This is a genomic window from Leuconostoc sp. DB-1 (genome assembly GCF_013414845.1).
Lineage (GTDB): Bacteria > Bacillota > Bacilli > Lactobacillales > Lactobacillaceae > Leuconostoc > Leuconostoc mesenteroides.
In genome coordinates this window covers 162,932-181,617 of the sequence record NZ_JABFNJ010000001.1, presented here as the reverse complement: position 1 = coordinate 181,617, position 18,686 = coordinate 162,932, and the positions used below count along the sequence as shown (strand labels likewise).

Sequence of the window (18,686 nt, the reverse complement as noted above, 5' to 3'; positions counted from 1 at the left end):
GTGCCCCTCAACACATAAAACTATTTTACCAATGCGTTAACAACGTTCTCAAGATGAATCCCATGACTTGCTTTTAACAAAATCACGTCCCCGTTTTCACCTAACGTCTGTAAATCTTTGATTAATTCGGCTAACTGATCTGTTTCATATTGGTGCAAGTGCGCTGAATCAAAGCGTCGTTGCAAGATTGGATATAGATATTTATTCATCAATGGTCCAACCAAGTAAACGCCATCAACATTCGCATTTATCACCGTTTCTGCCAGACAAGCGTGCAAGCTTGCAGCCTGTTCGCCTAATTCTAACATATCACCCAACACAACATACTTGTGTGTGGCCGGTATAATTTTTAATGTTGCCAAGACAGCAGCAACAGCCGTTGGATTTGAGTTATAAACATCGCTAATTAAGTTCACGCCGTGAGATGTGGTGAGCTGTTCTGTGCGATTTTTTGTCAAATCAAAATGCTGAAGCGCCTCTGCAGCGTTTTTTAATTCAATATGTAATAAGATACCCGCTGAAATCGCTGCGAGCGCATTCATTATATTATACCGACCCAACAGTGGAATAGCAAATCGAGTATTTTGATAAGTAAAAATTGTCTTGGAGGATGACGAATTAATATCTTTAATATCTTGTCCAAAGGTTTGCACATTTTGTTTAACTTGTGCATTTGTCAGAAGAGGTTCATCGTAAGGAATCAATAATGTTCCTTGTGATTTGAGACCTTTAGTAATTTCGAGTTTTGCCTTAGCGATATTTTCACGTGTTTTGAAAAACTCAATATGCGCCTCTCCAATCATAGTAATGATGGCAATGTCTGGACTCACTAACTCAGATAATGTCGTCAATTGACCAGGTCGATCCATACCTAATTCTACCACTAACACTTCTGTATCATCTGGCATGGTGAGCAACGTCAAAGGAACACCAATTTCATTGTTAAAGTTTTCAGGTGTTTTAAAGGTTTTGTATTGAGAACCCATTATTGCCGAAGCCATATCTTTTGTTGTTGTTTTACCATTTGAACCAGTAATAGCAACAACTTTAGGATTAATTTGGTGACGACGATATTCTCCCAATTGCTGAAGAGCTAACAATGTGTCTGATACAATAATAGCTGGAATTTTTGAATCTATTTGATGCCTGTCGTCCACTAAAACGGCTGTGGCCCCTTTTGTCAACGCCTGTTGCACATAATCATGCCCATCGTTTTCAGCAACCAGAGCAACAAATAAATCTCCAGATTTAACTTTACGAGAATCAAAAGACACACCAGTAACTATTTTGGAATCTATTTGTGTTGTCGCATTTAATATCTGACCTATCTTTTTTACTGAGTAATTCATTTTAATCCTTTCGGAACACTGTAATACTTTCGACGTGAGAAGTCTGTGGAAATTGATCCACTGGTAAGACCGAACCATCAATATGATACCCATTTTCAATAATCTCAACGGCATCACGACTCAAAGTTACTGGATTGCAGCTAATATATACTATTTTTTCTGGTGACATATCAGTTGTGGCGTTAATGAGAGAAGTCGTTAAGCCACGTCTCGGTGGATCAACGAAAACAACATCTGGCTTCAAACCTTGTTCTTGCCACTTTTTAAATTGCACAGGTGCATCAGCCAAAATATATTCGGCATTAGAAATATTGTTGACCTGTAAATTCAATTGTGCATCAGCAACTGCACCAGGAACAACTTCAACACCAAGTACTTTTTTAACCCGACTAGCAACGCTAATTCCAATAGTCCCAATACCTGAGTAAGCATCAATAACAGTGTCTGTCGGCTTCAAATCCGCTTTTTGGGCAGCTAAATTATATAGAACTTCGGTGGTTTGCGGATTAACTTGATAAAACGAATTAGGACCAATAATGAACTCATACCCAAGCAAAGTATCATAAATTGCTTTCTCGCCCCATAGTATTCGATTATTTGGACTTAACAAAACGTAGTCTTTTTTGGGACTATAGTTCAAAATCAAGCTTTTTAATTCTGTCAGCTGGTTTCGGATATCAGCAATAATTTCTGTTTCGTGCGAAATGACTTCTTCGTTTGAAACCAATACGACCATTAATTCATGAGAATAATAGCCACGACGTATCATTATATAACGAATGGCACCACGTTCCAAATCAGGATCAAATGCTGTGATATCATACTTCTCCAAAATATTTCGAACCACAATAATTGCCTGATCAATTTCTGCATCGTTAACAAAATAATCATCCATGGGTACTAAATCATGAGTCCCCCTCTTGTAAAACCCGCTAGTCAAATGATCATTCTGCCATTTCACTGGCACAATAGTCTTATTACGATAGTATGTTGGATTGTCCATCCCAATCGTTCGGTCAACTGACACATCAATATGCTGTTCTTCAAACAGTCTCTTCACTTGGGCTTGTTTTAGTTCAAGTTGTGCCTCATATTTCAAGTTCACTAATGGTGCTGTACCGGCATCAATCAAATACTGCCGGTCACTATTTTGACGTTTATCTGAACTTTCCAACCAATCAAGAACTTTAGCATAGCCAGAAAATTTGTCTACTTGAGTTACCAGTAAATGCACCTTTTCTCCTGGTAATGCATCAGCAACATACAACGGATACTTTGCTGTGACATAAACAATACCCATACCATCAATCCGAATATCATCGACGACAACGATCAACTCTTGATTTAATTTTACTGGTAAAACTGTGCGTGCGATAATTTTCACCTCATACATAAAAAGCGTTCACTAAAGTGAACGCTTCTAAAAGAACAATTACTTGTCTTCGTTGTTCTTGAAACCAAATCCAGCAAACTTCTTGTTGAACTTGTCGACCGCACCATCGGCTTGCGTAAACTTTTGCTTACCTGTGTAGAATGGGTGTGAATCAGATGTAATATCCATACGAATTGCTGGATATTCTTTACCTTCAAAATCAGTTGTGTCATTTGATGTTACAGTTGAAGCTGACAAGAACTTCTTTCCTGTTGAAGCATCAATGAAAACAACTTGACGATAATCTGGGTGGATTTCTGCTTGCATTGTTCATTTCTCCTTAGCGCCCTGAGTCTCGTGACCCAGAGTCAGTTATTAACTAAACTAGTATACCAAATATTAATTCGTAACGCAATACATTATGGCATTAGATTGATAAGGTCGATGCCTTCAATATTAATGTCGGCACCTAAACTTGTTAACTTCTCTTGAATACGATCATATCCACGTAAAATATGATCGGCATTGTTAATGATCGTCTCACCATCAGCCATAATTGCTGCAATGACTAATGCTGCTCCTGCGCGAATTTCTGCAGCCTCAACATCCGTACCAACCAAGCGCGGTGACTGATTAATTTTAATTTCGCCCGGCTTAGCTGAAGCAATATCACCACCCATACGACGTAATTCAGCAATATGCTTCACTCGTTTTGGATAAATGGTATCAATAATAGTACTTTCACCCTGAGCTATTAGTAGTAAAGGAGTGATAGGTTGTTGCAAGTCAGTAGCAAAACCAGGGTACGGCATCGTTTTGATGGCGACCGGTTTTAATGCATCTGATTTGTATACATGAACTGCATCTTCACCAATATCAAGGTTAACACCCATTTCAATTAGTTTTGAGGTATATGATTCTAAGTGTTCTGGAATAACATTTTTTATTGTCACGCCATCCCCATATGCTGCTGCCATACTCATGTATGTTCCAGCTTCAATCCGATCAGGAATAACAGTGTGCGTATTGCGTGCCTTCAAAGTCGGTACGCCAGCAATACGAATAGTATCTGTTCCCGCACCACGAATGTTAGCACCCATGTTGTTCAAAAATGTTGCAATATCAATGATTTCAGGTTCTCGTGCAGCATTTTCAATAACTGTTTGGCCTTTTGCACGAACCGCAGCCAAAACGATATTAATAGTAGCGCCAACAGATACTGTATCTAAAGCGATACGCGCACCAATTAGACCATGATCCGTTGCATCAATATGAATAATATCATTGCTTTCAGTCACCACGGCACCTAGCGCTTCAAACCCCTTAATATGCTGATCAATAGGACGTCTGCCTAAATTATCGCCACCAGGGAAAGTCACTGTTGCACGGCCAAACCGGCCAAGTAATGCACCCATAAAATAATATGAAGCGCGTAATGACTTAATAGCGCCACTGGGCAAATCACTTTCTTCAATGCGTGTTGGATCAATATCCAACACCCCATTTTCAAACTTAGACGTCACATTCATTGCTTGCAAAATCAATTGCAGGTTTTTAACATCTAGAATTTGTGGTACCGTATCAAATTTCACCGGTGTATCAGCTAAAATGGCCGCCGGGATTAATGCTACTGTTGAATTTTTAGCGCCACCAATTGTGACTTCTCCACGTATGCGTTTACCGCCGTGTACGATTATTTTTGCCATGAAATTATCCTATAACTTTATAGTCTGCAACCCATTATATCGTATTTACAATGACAACTCAAATAACATTAGAAAAATAATTAGCGTATTTCTACATTAAATTTAGATTGTAATTCACTCATAATATGTTCAAAATCAGAATTCACATCAGTTTCTAGCAACGTGCCATCACTATCTTGATAAGTTAACGTGTAAGCAAGTGATTTTTTGCTTTCTGGCAGATTGTTACCTGTATAAACATCAAACAAAGTCACATCAACTAAGTGCTCCCCTGCTGTCTCTACAATTGTTGCACTAATTTCACTATTTGTTGTCGCCTGATCAACTAATAATGCGGCATCTCGACTAATTTGTGGAAAACGTGAAATAGGATTAAATTGAATACTATCTGTCACATGATTAAATACAGTAAATAAATTAAGTTCAAACCCAAATACTGGCGCTAATTTTTGCTTTTTTGTAATCTTGGGATGAATTTGACCAACAAATCCGACATATTGTTCTCCAATATAAATATCAGCCGTTTGACCAGGGTGCATACTTTCATGGCGTTCTGTCGCAATATAACGGACGTTATCGACACCAATCTGATCTAAATAATTTTCTACAATTCCTTTGATATCATAAAAATCAACGGCTTTTTCTTGCTTAGATTCTTGCCATGATGATTTTTGTAAATTACCAGTTACTACTCCCGCTATATGCTCAATTTCTTTTGGTTGCTCATTAGGTTCATTAGCAATGAACACTCGACCTTGTTCATATAACGCAACGTTAGGTACAAAATGGCTCACATTATAACTGACATCATCTAATAATCCTGCTAATAAATTTTGGCGAGCCGTTGTACGGTCAGAGCTCATAGGATAGTTTAATGTTACAACACCATCTGCTTTATTTTCAGCAAATAACTGGGCTTTTTCACTCGTTGTTAACACATATGAAATTGCTTGATTTAATCCCAAGCTTTCCATAATATGCCGACTAGCACGGATTTGACGTTGCTCTCTAGACAATTTGCCAGACGTTGTAGGACCGTAAGGCAATGTAACTGGTAAGTTATCATAACCATACAAACGTGCTACTTCTTCAATTAAATCGGCCTCAATAGAAATATCAGCACGACGTGCTGGCACATCAACAACAATTTTTTCATCATTTTTTTCATAAACAAAGTTCAGCTTATCAAAAATGTTAGCAATTTCATCTGTTTCTAATGATGTACCCAAAATATTATTTACCCGTTGCGTTGACAATGACAATCGGATATCTTTACGAACATCATCAGCGGCAACAATTTGGCCACGTGCTACTTGACCGTCTGCTAATTCATCTACTAAACTAGCTGCATGATCCAAGGCATTAAGTGTTTCATCCCAGTTTAATCCACGTTCAAAGCGTGATGATGCCTCAGAATGCAAATTATGGCGTCTTGCAGTTGCTCGAACCAAACTTGGGTTAAATATGGCACTTTCAATCACAATATTTTTCGTATTATTATCGATTTCAGAACCCATGCCACCCATGACACCAGCTAACATCAATCCTTCTGATTCATCAGCAATGACAATGTCTTCACCGGATCGCAATGATCGCTCTTCACCATCAAGGGTTACCAACTTTTCGTCATCTTTCGCACGGCGTACGTAAATATCTGAACCATTTAACTTGTCCAAATCAAATGCATGTAGTGGTTGCCCATAGGTTAACATCATATAATTAGTGATATCAACGATATTGTTGATTGGACGCATACCTGCATTCCACAGGCGCTTTTGTAACCACAAGGGAGAATCCTTTATGGTGACGTTGTTTACAACGCGCAACGCATACTTTGAAACTAGTTCTTGATCCTCAATTTGAACAGCAACTTGACTATCTGCTGTTTGTTCGTACTCGACCAGTTCAAATGATGGCAGAGTAACCGGCTTATTTAACATCGCCCCAAATTCATAGGCTGTACCGATCATTGATAGCATATCTGCTCGATTAGGCGTTAAGTCAGTATCTAATACCGGCTCATTCATTCCCAAAGCTACAAGCGCATCATCTCCAGGTTTAACATCATCAGTTTCATTAAAAACATAAATTCCTGCTTCAAAATCTTTGGGAGCAATTTTGTCACTGAAGCCAATTTCCTGTAGTGCAACTAACATGCCATAAGAGAATTCTCCACGTAATTTAACTGCATTTAGTTCAATTAGCTCACCATTTTCACGGTTAATAATATGTGCACCAACTTTAGCTAAGATAACCATTTGTCCTTCGGCTACGTTAGGCGCTCCTGTGACAATTTGTATTGGTTCTGGCTCACCAGCCTCAACCTGAGTAATAACCATGTGGTCAGAATCTGGGTGTGGAATTACTGATAATATTTTAGCTACTACAAGACCGTTTTGCCCTGAAGCAATCGTTGTATTACTGTCGATTTCTACACTTGTACGCTCTACTTTTTCCGCTAAATCACTCACTGATTTTGGGTGCAAGTCAATTGCATTATCCAAATATTCATTTATCCATGTTAAGCTTGTTTTCATAATCAGTTCCCCTTTCGATTGAATTGTGACAAGAAACGCACATCATTCAAGTAAAATTGGCGGATGTCATCTACGCCATATTTCAACATAGCAAATCGATCTGGTCCTAAGCCGAAGGCGAAAGCTGAATATTTTTCAGGATCAATGCCATCCATTTTTAACACATTTGGGTGTGTCATTCCAGCACCAAGAACTTCAATCCACTCAATGTCTTCTGGATTCATATCTGGTGTAACTTCATTCCAGGAAACATCTACCTCCACAGATGGCTCAGTGAAAGGGAAATAAGAAGGTCGCATGCGAATTTGATGTTTTTCACCAAATAATTCTTGCATAATGGAAAGCAATGTACCTTTTAAGTCAGCCATTGTGATATTTTCGCCAACCACCATGCCCTCAACTTGATGGAACTGATGCGAGTGAGTGGCATCATCCGTGTCACGACGATAGACTTTTCCAGGAGCAATCATTTTCAGTGGTCCTTTTGAAAAATCATGTTTTTCAAGCGATCGAGATTGAACTGGAGATGTTTGCGTACGCAATAAAATTTCTGGCGTAATGTAAAATGTATCTTGCATATCGCGAGCAGGATGATCCTTAGGCAAATTTTCACGTTCAAAGTTATATTCATCAGTCTCAACTTCTGGTGAATCAACTGTATCATCGATTATTTCAAACCCAAGGCCCAAGAAATGTTGTTCAATTTCGTCAATAATTTGTTGTAAAACGTGTGGTTGTCCCACCTGATGCGCGCTACCCGGCAGAGTAACATCAATTTTTTCTGCCAATAACTGTTGATTTAAAGCATATTCTTCTTGCGCTTGTTTTTTTTGTTTCAATAACTCTGTGATAGTTTGACGAACATCATTACCAACTTCACCAACCATTTTACGATTTTCTGCGGCGACATCCTTCATCCCCTTCAGCAAACCTGTTAACTCACCCTTTTTTCCTAATAACTTCACACGTAATTGCTCAATATCAGCATTTTTATCATTAATTCGTTCTACTGCTGAATTTTTTAAAGCCGTAAGATCTTCAATTAAGCCCATATTTTTTCCTTTCAATATTGTGACCATTAACTTTTATCTTTACCAGTCACCTATACTTTACAAATTAAAAGTCCCATGTAATTCTTCCAAAAAAGAACTACATGGGACGTTAAATACCGTGGTACCACCCAAATTCCTGGATAAATCCAGCTTTGGTGTCCATAACGGAGACAACCGTTGGCGATTAAACCAATACTCCTGACTGAATTTCACCGTATCTTAGCCACGGTCTTTCACTAATCACCGTTCGCTGAGGGCATCAATACAATTACTGGGTCATTCATCGTATGCTTCTTTAGTATATCAAAATTTTGTTGCACTGTCAGGTTCTTCCAGGTTAGCAACGTTATTGAATTGATCTGACCATTCATGAATTGCTGTCATCATAGGTCGCATAGCTTCTCCCGCCTCAGTTAATTTATACTCAATTAAATTGGAATCTTCATAAGTTTGACGAATTACTATGTTTGCAGCCTCTAACTCTTTTAAGCGCTCAACTAACACCCGATCCGAACACCCTGAAACAGCACGTGATATTTCTAAAAACCTTTTGGCACCACTAATCAGCAATGTTTCAATAATTAGTCCGTTCCATTTACGCCCCAAAAGTTCGAAAGTACACGTGAAGTTCTTGCACAAAGTATTTTCAGTATTTTTTGTTTTTTTAACCATCATAACCCCCTATTTTAGTTAATTCACTTGAAATACAGCTCGTTCACCTTCCAAGACACGAACGATATCCTCTGCCGCTTTCAAAGCTACATTATCCATGGCCTCCTTGGAAATCATAGCGACATGTGGTGTAACAAATGCATTAGGCAAGTGTAGTAATGGATTTTCCGCTGTAATTGGTTCTTTTTCAACAACATCTACCCCAGCGCCAGCAATTTCCTCATTAGTTAATGCCTCAACCAATGCCCTCTCATCAACAAGTGCTCCACGTCCGATATTAACTAATACGGCACTCTTTTTCATTTTTCTAAAAACACTCGCATTAATCATATGCTTTGTTTCAGGAGTTGCTGGAAGCGCTGTCACTACAAAATCCGCTTGTTCATATATCTCATCTAGCGTTGCCATATGACCATTAGTTACCTCATGTTGATGTCGTGCATAAGCCAATACTTTTACATTAAATCCTGTCAACATACGATTAATTTCTTGGCCGATGTGCCCATAGCCAATAAGACCAACTGTTTTTCCAGTTAACTCTTGACCGTGATGCGCGGCTAGGTAACGCTTGTTCGCGTTATCAGTAATAGCTTGACGACGCTGATAAAACAGTCGTCCAGCCATCAATATATGCATCATAGCCGTTTCGGCGACCGCAGTTGCATTCGCTCCAGGCGTGTTGGTCACAACAATATCATGTGCACTGGCTGCATCTAAATCAACATTATCATATCCAACGCCATGACGTGCAACTACCTTGAGATTGGGCATTTTGGACATCAAGCTTTCACCAAATGGATGCATCATAATTAGAATGCCATCAACATCTGCATGCCCCAGAAAATCATCATCTGAGGCCTGATCATTTTTAATCACTTGATATCCCTTGGATTCAAGATAGTCGACAGCTTTTTGAGATGTCATGTTAGCTACTAATACTTTTTTCATTAGAATAGTTCTCCCGTAAATGGTAACTTTGGTGTTTGATCAAAATCATACGTTGCAATGTCGTCCGAATTTGTGATGTAGGCAGTCAGTGATTCTGATAGCATCAAATTCACTGGGAACTTCAATTCATTAAATACAATAATTGGCTTTTTTTGTACCCATGCCATGCCCTGCTCAAAGGCTGTTCCTGAATCGGCATCATTATCACGATAATCAATAATCGACAAAATAATGTCCGCATCTGTGACATTCTTGATATCACGTTGAAAAACCTCTGCCGCCCATGGTGAGGTGAATTCAGGGTTTTCAGTCTTTTGATGTTTGCGGGGTGAATAATAATCAGTAACAGTTGGATTCGAATCAAGAGCAGCTTCAATACGTTTCACACGATCGATTTGTTCATCTGAAAAAAAAGGTCCTGCAAGATAGATTTGTGACATTATTATTCTTCTTTCTTTATTGTAATGAATTAAAGGATCCCGGCATTAGTTCTGCAATGTTTGTTTCAATTTCTTTACCCTGATCGTTAATCAACCAAATCGGCATGTCAGGATCAAAAAACTCCACCATCACTTGTCGACAAGCACCACATGGAGCTATAGGTTCGTCTGTACGCCCTGAAATAACTAACCCATGAAAATGGCGTTGCCCTGCTGCTATAGCTGTAAAAATTGCAGTTCTCTCGGCACAATTGGTTAGACCAAATGATACATTTTCAATATTAACGCCTTTGAAAATTTCACCGTTTTCGCCGAGTAACGCAGCACCTACAGGAAAATGAGAGTAAGGGGTATATGTATCGTTAAGTGCTTGATTTGCAACGTCGACAAGTTTTCGTGGGGCCATGATCATTTTCTCCTAATGTTATTTTAGCAAAAAATCAGCCGCAAGGACTGATTAGTTTTGTTTTTTATATACGTGGTTAACAATTTCTATTTAACCAATAGACAAATATTTTACTTTAACATGATTTTTTCAAACTCATTTAATCGCTCTTCAAACACTTTGAAAGCTTCATTTAAATAGTCCGGTTGACTCATGTTAACGCCAGCTTTTTTGATCACATTTAAAGCATAATCTGAATTACCTGCTTTCAGATAGTTCTTATAATCCTCAGCACCATTTTGTGTTAGTATGCGTTCTGCCAAAGTTGTGGCAGCAGCTTCGCCTGTCGAATATTGATAAACATAGAAATTGTAATAAAAATGTGGAATACGTGCCCATTCATACGCAATAGCTTCATCTGGAAATAAGTCCGATCCATAAAACTTTTGATTCAACGATCCATAGAATGTACTCATCTCATCAGCTGTCAAAGCCACTCCAGCCGCACTTTGTTCATGAATCCATTGCTCAAACTCAGCAAATTGAGTTTGGCGGAAAACTGTTCCTTTGAATCCATCTAAATACTGGTTCAATACGTAGGCCTGAAACTTGGGATCATCATTTGTCTTTAGCAAATAATCCGTTAATAATCCCTCATTAGTAGTTGAAGCAATTTCAGCTAAGAATATTGGATAATCACCATAATGATACTCTTGATTATGGCGTGTAAAGTATGAATGAACCGAATGTCCCATTTCATGAGCCAATGTATAAACATTATTCAAATTGTTCTGCCAGTTAAGCAAAATGAATGGTTTTGTATCATACGAACCGCTTGAATAAGCGCCAGTACGCTTCCCCTTATTTTCAACCACATCAATCCATCGTTCATCAAAAGCCTTTTGAACAATAGCGATGTAATCCTCGCCTAACGGTGCCAATGCCGCCAAAACAATGCCTTTTGCTTTTTCATATGTTACTTCAAAATTAATTTCATCAACAAGTGGTACATATAAATCGTAAGAGTGTACATCGTCAACATTAAGAATTTTTTTACGTAATGATACAAAACGGTGTAGTAATGGCAGATTGGCATCAACTGTTTTGGTTAATGTTTCAAAAACTGACTCAGGAATATCATTGGCTGTTACAGCAGCTTGACGAGCTGAGTCATAGTGACGGGTTTTAGCCAAAAAGTTATGTCCCTTGACATGTGAAGATAAAGTTGAGGCAAATGTATTTTGCAAAGCAATATAACTATCATAAAGCGTTGTGAACGCTTCCTCACGTAATGAACGATCTTTAGACTCCAACAACAATGAATAGAGTCCATTTGTCAATGGCACAATTTCACCTGTTTCAGTATGGACATCACCAAAAACAATATCTGAATTATCCAATGCACCAAAAGTCTGTTCAGAAGCATTAAAGATGTCGCTTGCTCCTGCTAGTAAGGCTTCCTGTTCTGCAGGTAGCGTATGCGGTTTACGAGCTTTTAAAACGTCAAAAAAGTGTGCATATTTTTTCAAACCAGCTGTCGCTAAGTATGCATCTAGTGTCTCGTTTGACAATGCTAACACTTCAGGCTGGAAGAAGGCTGTATTCGCACTTAATTCAGCATATAAGCCTTGAACACGAGCATTATACGCACTATACTTTTGATTAGTTGTATCTTGATCATAAATTTGATGAGCATATACGTAGACTTTTTCGAATTGACGTTCTACTGCTAAATCTGCTTCTAAGGCTTCTTTCAAAACATCCGCAGAATCCCCGACGTGTCCAGCGTACTTACTTAATGCTTGTGCAGACTTTCGTGTCTCATTAAAAGCGGTTTCCCAAGCTTCATCTGTCGGAAAAATTGAGGATAGATCCCATGTAAGATTTTCTGGTACTTGATTACGTAATAGTTGTTTTTCAGACATAATTATTTAATTTGCGATCAAACGCATACTCCTTATCATTCAGTACTAATCATTTTATCATATTTTCACTATACTTTGTTGACGCGCATTTTTCCACTGTGGCAGACGCCTCACTAATATGTAGTTCTCTTGCTGCAAGATGTAATCATGTACTTCGAGATCATGGTATAACTCTGCAATTTGTTGTCGCTTAAATGTATTATCCCCTAACAAAAAAGGGATTAGCTTAACTGTTAATTCTGTCTTTTTCACAACATTTTGTTGACCTATTTTTTCTAAAAATAGAATAGTAATCAAGCGCCAATACCAATTAGGCACCTTAAGCCCAAAAGTATTTCCACCATGTACCCACACGGGCACATCCATTAGCAGCCGATTCTTTTGTATAGATAATCAACCAACTTAGGATCGACTCGCTGCTGTAGAATTAAGCTCTGCAGTTTATAGATTTGTTTTGGAATATTTAATCTCGTTCTTTGTTTTGGAACTTTTGCATTAAATAATGTTGTATCTATTTTATCAACAAAAAGTACACGTGAAAAATCTGGTTTTCTAAAATGCTGCCGATGTACAAAATATTGTTTATCAGGCAAATAGAAAACCAATGCATTATCAGCCATGAATTTCATAATTGTTCCTTGTGTCATTGTTCTATTAAAATAAGTTTGCCCTAAAATCCAAATAACATGAATATTTTCAGCGAAATATCCTTTATTTCTCATGTCGAGTTTTTTTTGCGATATGGGACTGCACTGATACTCGATAGCTATTCTTTTATGGTTATGTATTAGTAGTATATCTGGTCGCTGTTGAATTTCTGGCAAAACTGCTTCAATTTGCACATCACCATAATACTGTAGTTTAGACGCGAGTTGCAATTTTCCAGACAAATGTTGCATCGATTCGTTTTCAGTAAAAGTCACGCATGCCGCACCAGCACAATGGGAAAAATGTTTTTGTTTGACTTCCCCATTCTTTAAAATAACTTTTTCATGGCATCCAGGGCAAAAGTAATTATTTCTTTTATTTGCTTCGTCGGCCCGCACATATTTCTTGTTACTATCACATGCAATAATCATAAAACACCTCTAATTCATCATACGAATTAGAGGTATCCTTATCACTGTATTTTCTTTTGAGCCCAGTTACTCAACCATGTGAGTAATGTAATAATTATCAAATAAATAATAGCGATGATTGCCCAAACACGAAAACCTTGTGAATTTCGCGCCACGATCAATGTTCCAGTTTGTGTTAACTCTAAAATACCGATGGCTGACAAGATTGAGGTATCTTTCAACGTGATGATAAATTGGTTAATGAAACTTGGTACCATAATCTTCAATCCTTGTGGCATGATGACCTTACGCATCGAACGATTATAAGTGAACCCTAGACTTCGTGCTGCCTCCATCTGACCTTTATCAACGGCTTCGAAGCCACCACGTACAAAGGCCCCTGTATAAGCACCTTCATTTAAGATTAAGGTAATTAGTCCCGCTGTAAAGGCGGGGATCTTTGTTCCAATCACTCCTGGCAAGCCAATATAAATGAAGAATGCCAATACCATCAATGGCAAACCACGGAAAATATAAATAAGTGTTGTTGACAAACCACGAACTGCGCTGTTTTGACTAACACCCATGACTCCTAGAATTACGCCCCAAATTGAGGCTAAAATAATTGCCAATACAGTCAGCTCAATTGTTAACCATAATCCTTTTAGAAATGCACCATCATTGGCTTTTAGGATACCTAGCACTGAATTATTGTTTTTCTTAGAACCAGTAAACGTTGACTGTGTCGCACCAAGATATTTTTTGATAATTTTGTCGTAGGTACCGTCTTTTTTAATTGATGCAAATCCTCTGTTGAAGGATGCCAATAATTCTTTATTTGCGCCTTTTTTAACGAAAAAACCGTATGATCCAGCATTACCTGGATTATTGGCATTCATTACCTTGAGCTTTACACCATTTTTAATAGCATATTGAATGACTGGCATATCCTCGAAAGTGGCAGCAGAGTTACCCACAACGACATCATTATACATCGTATCAGTATCATTAAAATATTTGATGTTAAAACCGTATTTTCTTTGAAGTGACTTACCATATTCAGAGGCAGCTGTGCCCGTTTTCAAAGCTACTGTTTTACCTTTCAAATCCTTCAAAGACTTAATTTCGCTACCTTTTTTTACAATCCAAGCAACACCGGTTTTATAATATGGCGTCGAATTATCATAAACTTCTTTGCGTTCATCTGTAATAGCCATACCGGCAATAATGCCATCCGCTTGACCATTAGCCACTAGTTGCGCCGCTGAGGTAAAGCTCATTGGTTTAAGTGTATAAGTAAAATTTTCTCGTTTAGCAATTTCTTTCAAAATATCTTGATCAATACCAATATAATCATTGTTCTTATCCTGAAAGTCAAATGGTGGATAAGTGGCATCTGTTGAAATTGTATAGTGTGGTTTATCGGCATGAATGCAATCTGCCGCCAATGAAAAAGATAGTAGTGCTACAACCAGTGTAACAGCAAGGATGAAACCTTTTTTGAACATGTTTTTCCCTCTCAAAAAAAGATGGCATTTTAAGCCATCTTACTTAATTGTTTTTTGTTTACGCTATTATGCATGCATAACTTTGCTCAAGAATTCTTGTAAACGCTCATTTTTTGGTGCATTGAAAACTTGTTCTGGTACGCCAGATTCTTGAATCTTACCTGATTCAAAGAACACAACCCGATCCGCCACTTGTTTAGCAAATCCCATTTCGTGTGTCACAATAATCATTGTCATACCTGATCCGGCCAAATTCTTCATAACATCCAAAACATCCCCAACCATTTCTGGATCCAAAGCGGATGTTGGTTCATCGAAGAGCATAATATCTGGCTCCATGGCTAAGGCACGTGCAATAGCAATACGTTGCTTTTGTCCACCAGATAATGAATTCACTGATACATCTGCTTTTTCAGCTAGACCAACCGTTTCCAGTAATTCACGGGCCTTTTTTTCGGCCTTTTCTTTATCCATCTTACCAAGTTCAACAGGTGCCAACATGATATTTTCTAAAACAGTATAGTTATTAAATAAATTGAAGCTTTGGAAAACCATACCAATATTTTCACGAACTTTATTAATATCTGTTCCTTTATGAGAAAGATCGTAGCCATCAACAACGATTGTACCATTGTCAGGCGTTTCTAACTGATTCAACATACGTAAGAATGTTGACTTACCTGAACCAGATGGTCCAATCATTACGACAACTTCATTTTCATTAATATCTAAGGAAATATCACGCAAAACATGGTTCGAACCGTATGATTTATTAACTTTATCGACATGTACTTTAACTTTAGTTTGTGCTTCACTCATGCACGTGTCCTCTTTTCTACCCAATTACTCAACCACGTGAGTAATGTAATAACGACTAAGTATATCACAGCCACAATAGCCCACACACGGAAACCTTGCGAATTACGTGACACAATTAAGGTTCCAGTTTGTGTTAACTCTAAAATACCGATGGCTGACAAGATTGAGGTATCTTTCAACGTGATAATAAATTGGTTAATGAAACTTGGTACCATAATCTTCAATCCTTGTGGCATGATGACCTTACGCATCGAACGATTATAAGTGAACCCTAGACTTCGTGCTGCCTCCATCTGACCTTTATCAACGGCTTCGAAGCCACCACGTACAAAGGCCCCTGTATAAGCACCTTCATTTAAGATTAAGGTAATTAGTCCCGCTGTAAAGGCGGGGATCTTTGTTCCAATCACTCCTGGCAAGCCAATATAAATGAAGAATGCCAATACCATCAATGGCAAACCACGGAAAATATAAATAAGTGTTGTTGACAAACCACGAACTGCGCTGTTTTGACTAACACCCATGACTCCTAGAATTACGCCCCAAATTGAGGCTAAGATAATACCCAAAATCGTTAACAACAATGTTTGCCACAAGCCACGCATGAACGCCCCATTGTTGGCTTTTAAAATACCTAATACTGAGTTATTATCCGACTTTTTACCAGTGAAATCCGATGCTGGTGCACCAAGATATTTTTTGATAATTTTGTCATATGTACCGTCTTTTTTAATTGCTGCATATCCCTTGTTAAAAGAAGCTAAAAGTTGTTTGTTTTGGCCCTTTTTAACGGCGAATCCATACCATCCTGATTCATATGGTGACTTCGCGTTCATAACTTTCAACTTTGTGCCATTTTTAATACTGTATTGCAACACTGGTAAATCACCAAATGTTGCCTGTGCATTATCATTCACAACATCATTGTATAGCGTATCTGAATCATTAAAATAGGTAACCTTGAAGCCATACTGCTTTTGAATTGAAAGTGCGTAATCAGCACCCGCAGTTCCCGTCTTTAAGGCAACGGTTTTCCCTTTTAAATCGCTTAACGATTTGATATTAGATCCTTTTTTTACTGCCCATGCAATACCAGATTTATAATAAGGCGTTCCAAAGTCAAACACTTCTTTTCGTTCGTCAGTAATTGACATACCAGCGATAATCCCATCAGCTTGACCTGATGTGACCGATTGTGTTGCCGCATTGAAGCTCATAGGCTTTAATGTGTACGTGAATCCTTCACGTTTTGCGATAGTTTTCAAGATTTCTTGATCAATACCTGTATATTGATTATTGCTATCTTGAAAATCAAACGGCGGATATGTTGCATCCGTTGTGATGATGTAGTTTGGTTTTGCTGCGCTGACGGTCGTAACAGACGCCATTGCAATGAAACTAACTGCAAGCGTTGTGAGAATTATCCATATTTTTTTCATAATATATTTAGTATAACAAAAAAACGATTGGTTAGACCAGATAATGTTAGATTTTAATCTAAAAGCATATAACAATTGATACTGAAATGCAGCTAACCTGTTTATGTCTTACGAAAAGTCATCTGTTTTTTAGAAATGTTATTAATCTGTATCCAAGAAATTGTAGCAGAAACTGGCCTCTTTATTTTTGAGTTCAATATTACATCAAAAAATTATCGACTTATTAATCGATAATTTTTTACTTAGCTGTTCGTTTTTAAGGATGCACTGGCACAGTGATTTTCCCACTAATAATCTTCTTTTGTGCCGTCTGAACTGCTGACCAAACATCTTCTGAAGCTGAATCCTTTGATAAGCTTACCCCTTTTTGCTTCAGTCCATATGTAATGGTCTTTCCACCAGGGAACTTATCGTTTTTCGCCTTGTTTGCCACATCTTCAACCGCACTGTCAACGCGCTTAACTGCAGATACTAAAGTAAAGTTTGACGCTTTACCATCTTTATCTTTATAGTTACCATCAGTTTTTTGATCACGATCGACACCGATGACCCAGACCTTTTTATCTGCATTTGCAGCTAACTTTTGGTTTTCTGCCTTGGCTTCGGCAAACACACCATTACCTGCGCCACCGGCAGCTTGGAAAATCACATCAGCACCATTCGCAACCATTGAAGCCGCGATTGTCTTTCCTTTAGCTGCATCTGTAAATGAATCTGTATATTGCGTAATGACCTTGATGCTGCTGTCTGTATCTTTCACACCAGCTTTAAAGCCAGCTTCAAAAGTGTCAATTGTGTCACTGTGAATACCGCCGACAAAACCAACGGTCTTTGACTTAGTTTGCTTTGCCGCAGCGACACCCGCCAAATAAGATGATTGTTCTGACTTGAATAGCAATGAAGCTACGTTTTTGTTGTTTACGACTGAATCAATAATCGCAAAATTAGTCTTAGAATTAGCCTTAGAAACACTAGTAACGGCAGGGGCGGCTGCGAATCCCACACCATATACTAATTTGTAACCACCCTTAACAGCAGTTTGCAAATTAGTTTTTATATCCGAAGTATCTGAACTTAGGAAATAATTATAACCACCTTTCCCTTGTTCGAGGTTGTTAGCCTTTCCATAGGCTTTCAATCCCTCCCATGCTGATTGGTTAAATGATCGGTCGTCAATACCACCGCCATCAGTAACCAAAGCTACAGCGTATCCTGTACTTTTAGTAGAAGACTTTTGCGTTGCGGCATAAATACCACCACCAATAACGACTACTGCTGCTACACCAATACCAATTTTTGCTGAACGTTGCATATCTTTTCTCCAAATATTCTTTATGCTCTTATTATCCGTTTTTTAAGCAGCTTTTTTCTTAGAATTTGATTAAAAGTCTGTTTTATATCCGAATATTTAACGTTTTGTTATTTTATAGTTCGTTTTTTGACAAAAAAATTTAAAAATGTTCGGATTTTGATATA

The 18,686-nt window shown here is 38.1% G+C and carries 17 protein-coding genes and 1 other annotated feature; all 17 genes read right to left on the bottom strand.

Annotated elements, in window-relative coordinates:
- Positions 1-20: 20 nt before the first annotated feature.
- The 17 genes from murF to HFP47_RS00810 all read right to left on the bottom strand — a co-directional run bounded on the left by murF (position 21) and on the right by HFP47_RS00810 (position 18,522).
- Positions 21-1,349: a UDP-N-acetylmuramoyl-tripeptide--D-alanyl-D-alanine ligase gene (murF, locus tag HFP47_RS00885; RefSeq protein ID WP_042250864.1), complete on the bottom strand. Its 1,329-nt coding sequence runs from the start codon at positions 1,347-1,349 to the stop codon at positions 21-23.
- 1 nt (position 1,350) lies between these two features.
- Positions 1,351-2,742 (bottom strand): 23S rRNA (uracil(1939)-C(5))-methyltransferase RlmD, encoded by a 1,392-nt coding sequence (gene rlmD, locus HFP47_RS00880; RefSeq protein ID WP_042250866.1) that lies wholly within the window; start codon positions 2,740-2,742, stop codon positions 1,351-1,353.
- A 39-nt stretch (positions 2,743-2,781) separates the two neighbouring features.
- Positions 2,782-3,048: a type B 50S ribosomal protein L31 gene (locus HFP47_RS00875; RefSeq protein WP_004164650.1), complete on the bottom strand. Its 267-nt coding sequence runs from the start codon at positions 3,046-3,048 to the stop codon at positions 2,782-2,784.
- A gap of 92 nt (positions 3,049-3,140) precedes the next feature.
- Entirely contained in the window at positions 3,141-4,427 is a 1,287-nt protein-coding gene (locus tag HFP47_RS00870; protein WP_011679296.1) for a UDP-N-acetylglucosamine 1-carboxyvinyltransferase, read from the bottom strand.
- 80 nt (positions 4,428-4,507) lie between these two features.
- Entirely contained in the window at positions 4,508-6,964 is a 2,457-nt protein-coding gene (gene pheT, locus HFP47_RS00865; protein ID WP_042250869.1) for a phenylalanine--tRNA ligase subunit beta, read from the bottom strand.
- Between the two features lie 2 nt (positions 6,965-6,966).
- Positions 6,967-8,016: a phenylalanine--tRNA ligase subunit alpha gene (pheS, locus tag HFP47_RS00860; protein ID WP_025267790.1), complete on the bottom strand. Its 1,050-nt coding sequence runs from the start codon at positions 8,014-8,016 to the stop codon at positions 6,967-6,969.
- A 99-nt stretch (positions 8,017-8,115) separates the two neighbouring features.
- Positions 8,116-8,309: a binding site (T-box leader), on the bottom strand.
- A 10-nt stretch (positions 8,310-8,319) separates the two neighbouring features.
- Positions 8,320-8,688, bottom strand: coding sequence for a helix-turn-helix domain-containing protein (locus HFP47_RS00855; protein ID WP_014324330.1), 369 nt, complete (start codon positions 8,686-8,688; stop codon positions 8,320-8,322).
- 18 nt (positions 8,689-8,706) lie between these two features.
- Complete coding sequence (locus HFP47_RS00850; protein ID WP_042250874.1) at positions 8,707-9,636, bottom strand: phosphoglycerate dehydrogenase; 930 nt, start codon at positions 9,634-9,636, stop codon at positions 8,707-8,709.
- Positions 9,636-10,076, bottom strand: coding sequence for a nucleoside 2-deoxyribosyltransferase (locus HFP47_RS00845; protein WP_004164656.1), 441 nt, complete (start codon positions 10,074-10,076; stop codon positions 9,636-9,638). The genes HFP47_RS00850 and HFP47_RS00845 overlap by 1 nt, the downstream gene beginning before the upstream one ends.
- A 16-nt stretch (positions 10,077-10,092) precedes the next feature.
- Positions 10,093-10,482: a cytidine deaminase gene (locus HFP47_RS00840; RefSeq protein ID WP_011679291.1), complete on the bottom strand. Its 390-nt coding sequence runs from the start codon at positions 10,480-10,482 to the stop codon at positions 10,093-10,095.
- 110 nt (positions 10,483-10,592) lie between these two features.
- Positions 10,593-12,386: an oligoendopeptidase F gene (gene pepF / locus HFP47_RS00835; RefSeq protein ID WP_115230952.1), complete on the bottom strand. Its 1,794-nt coding sequence runs from the start codon at positions 12,384-12,386 to the stop codon at positions 10,593-10,595.
- Positions 12,387-12,443: 57 nt separating this feature from the next.
- Positions 12,444-12,752, bottom strand: coding sequence for a hypothetical protein (locus tag HFP47_RS10860; RefSeq protein WP_306556659.1), 309 nt, complete (start codon positions 12,750-12,752; stop codon positions 12,444-12,446).
- Positions 12,752-13,465 carry a competence protein CoiA gene (locus tag HFP47_RS00830; protein WP_306556658.1) on the bottom strand — a complete coding sequence of 238 codons (714 nt, stop codon included), beginning with the start codon at positions 13,463-13,465 and terminating at the stop codon, positions 12,752-12,754. Before HFP47_RS00830 ends, HFP47_RS10860 begins: the two co-directional genes overlap by 1 nt.
- A gap of 41 nt (positions 13,466-13,506) precedes the next feature.
- Complete coding sequence (locus tag HFP47_RS00825; RefSeq protein ID WP_096638949.1) at positions 13,507-14,952, bottom strand: ABC transporter substrate-binding protein/permease; 1,446 nt, start codon at positions 14,950-14,952, stop codon at positions 13,507-13,509.
- 66 nt (positions 14,953-15,018) lie between these two features.
- On the bottom strand, positions 15,019-15,771 hold the full coding sequence (locus HFP47_RS00820; protein WP_011679288.1) for an amino acid ABC transporter ATP-binding protein: 753 nt from the start codon (positions 15,769-15,771) through the stop codon (positions 15,019-15,021).
- Positions 15,768-17,210, bottom strand: coding sequence for an ABC transporter substrate-binding protein/permease (locus tag HFP47_RS00815; protein WP_011679287.1), 1,443 nt, complete (start codon positions 17,208-17,210; stop codon positions 15,768-15,770). The genes HFP47_RS00820 and HFP47_RS00815 overlap by 4 nt, the downstream gene beginning before the upstream one ends.
- Before the next feature lie 256 nt (positions 17,211-17,466).
- The gene (locus tag HFP47_RS00810; RefSeq protein ID WP_011679286.1) at positions 17,467-18,522 is read right to left on the bottom strand and encodes a BMP family protein; all 1,056 of its coding nucleotides are present in this window, start codon (positions 18,520-18,522) and stop codon (positions 17,467-17,469) included.
- Between the last annotated feature and the right edge of the window lie 164 nt (positions 18,523-18,686).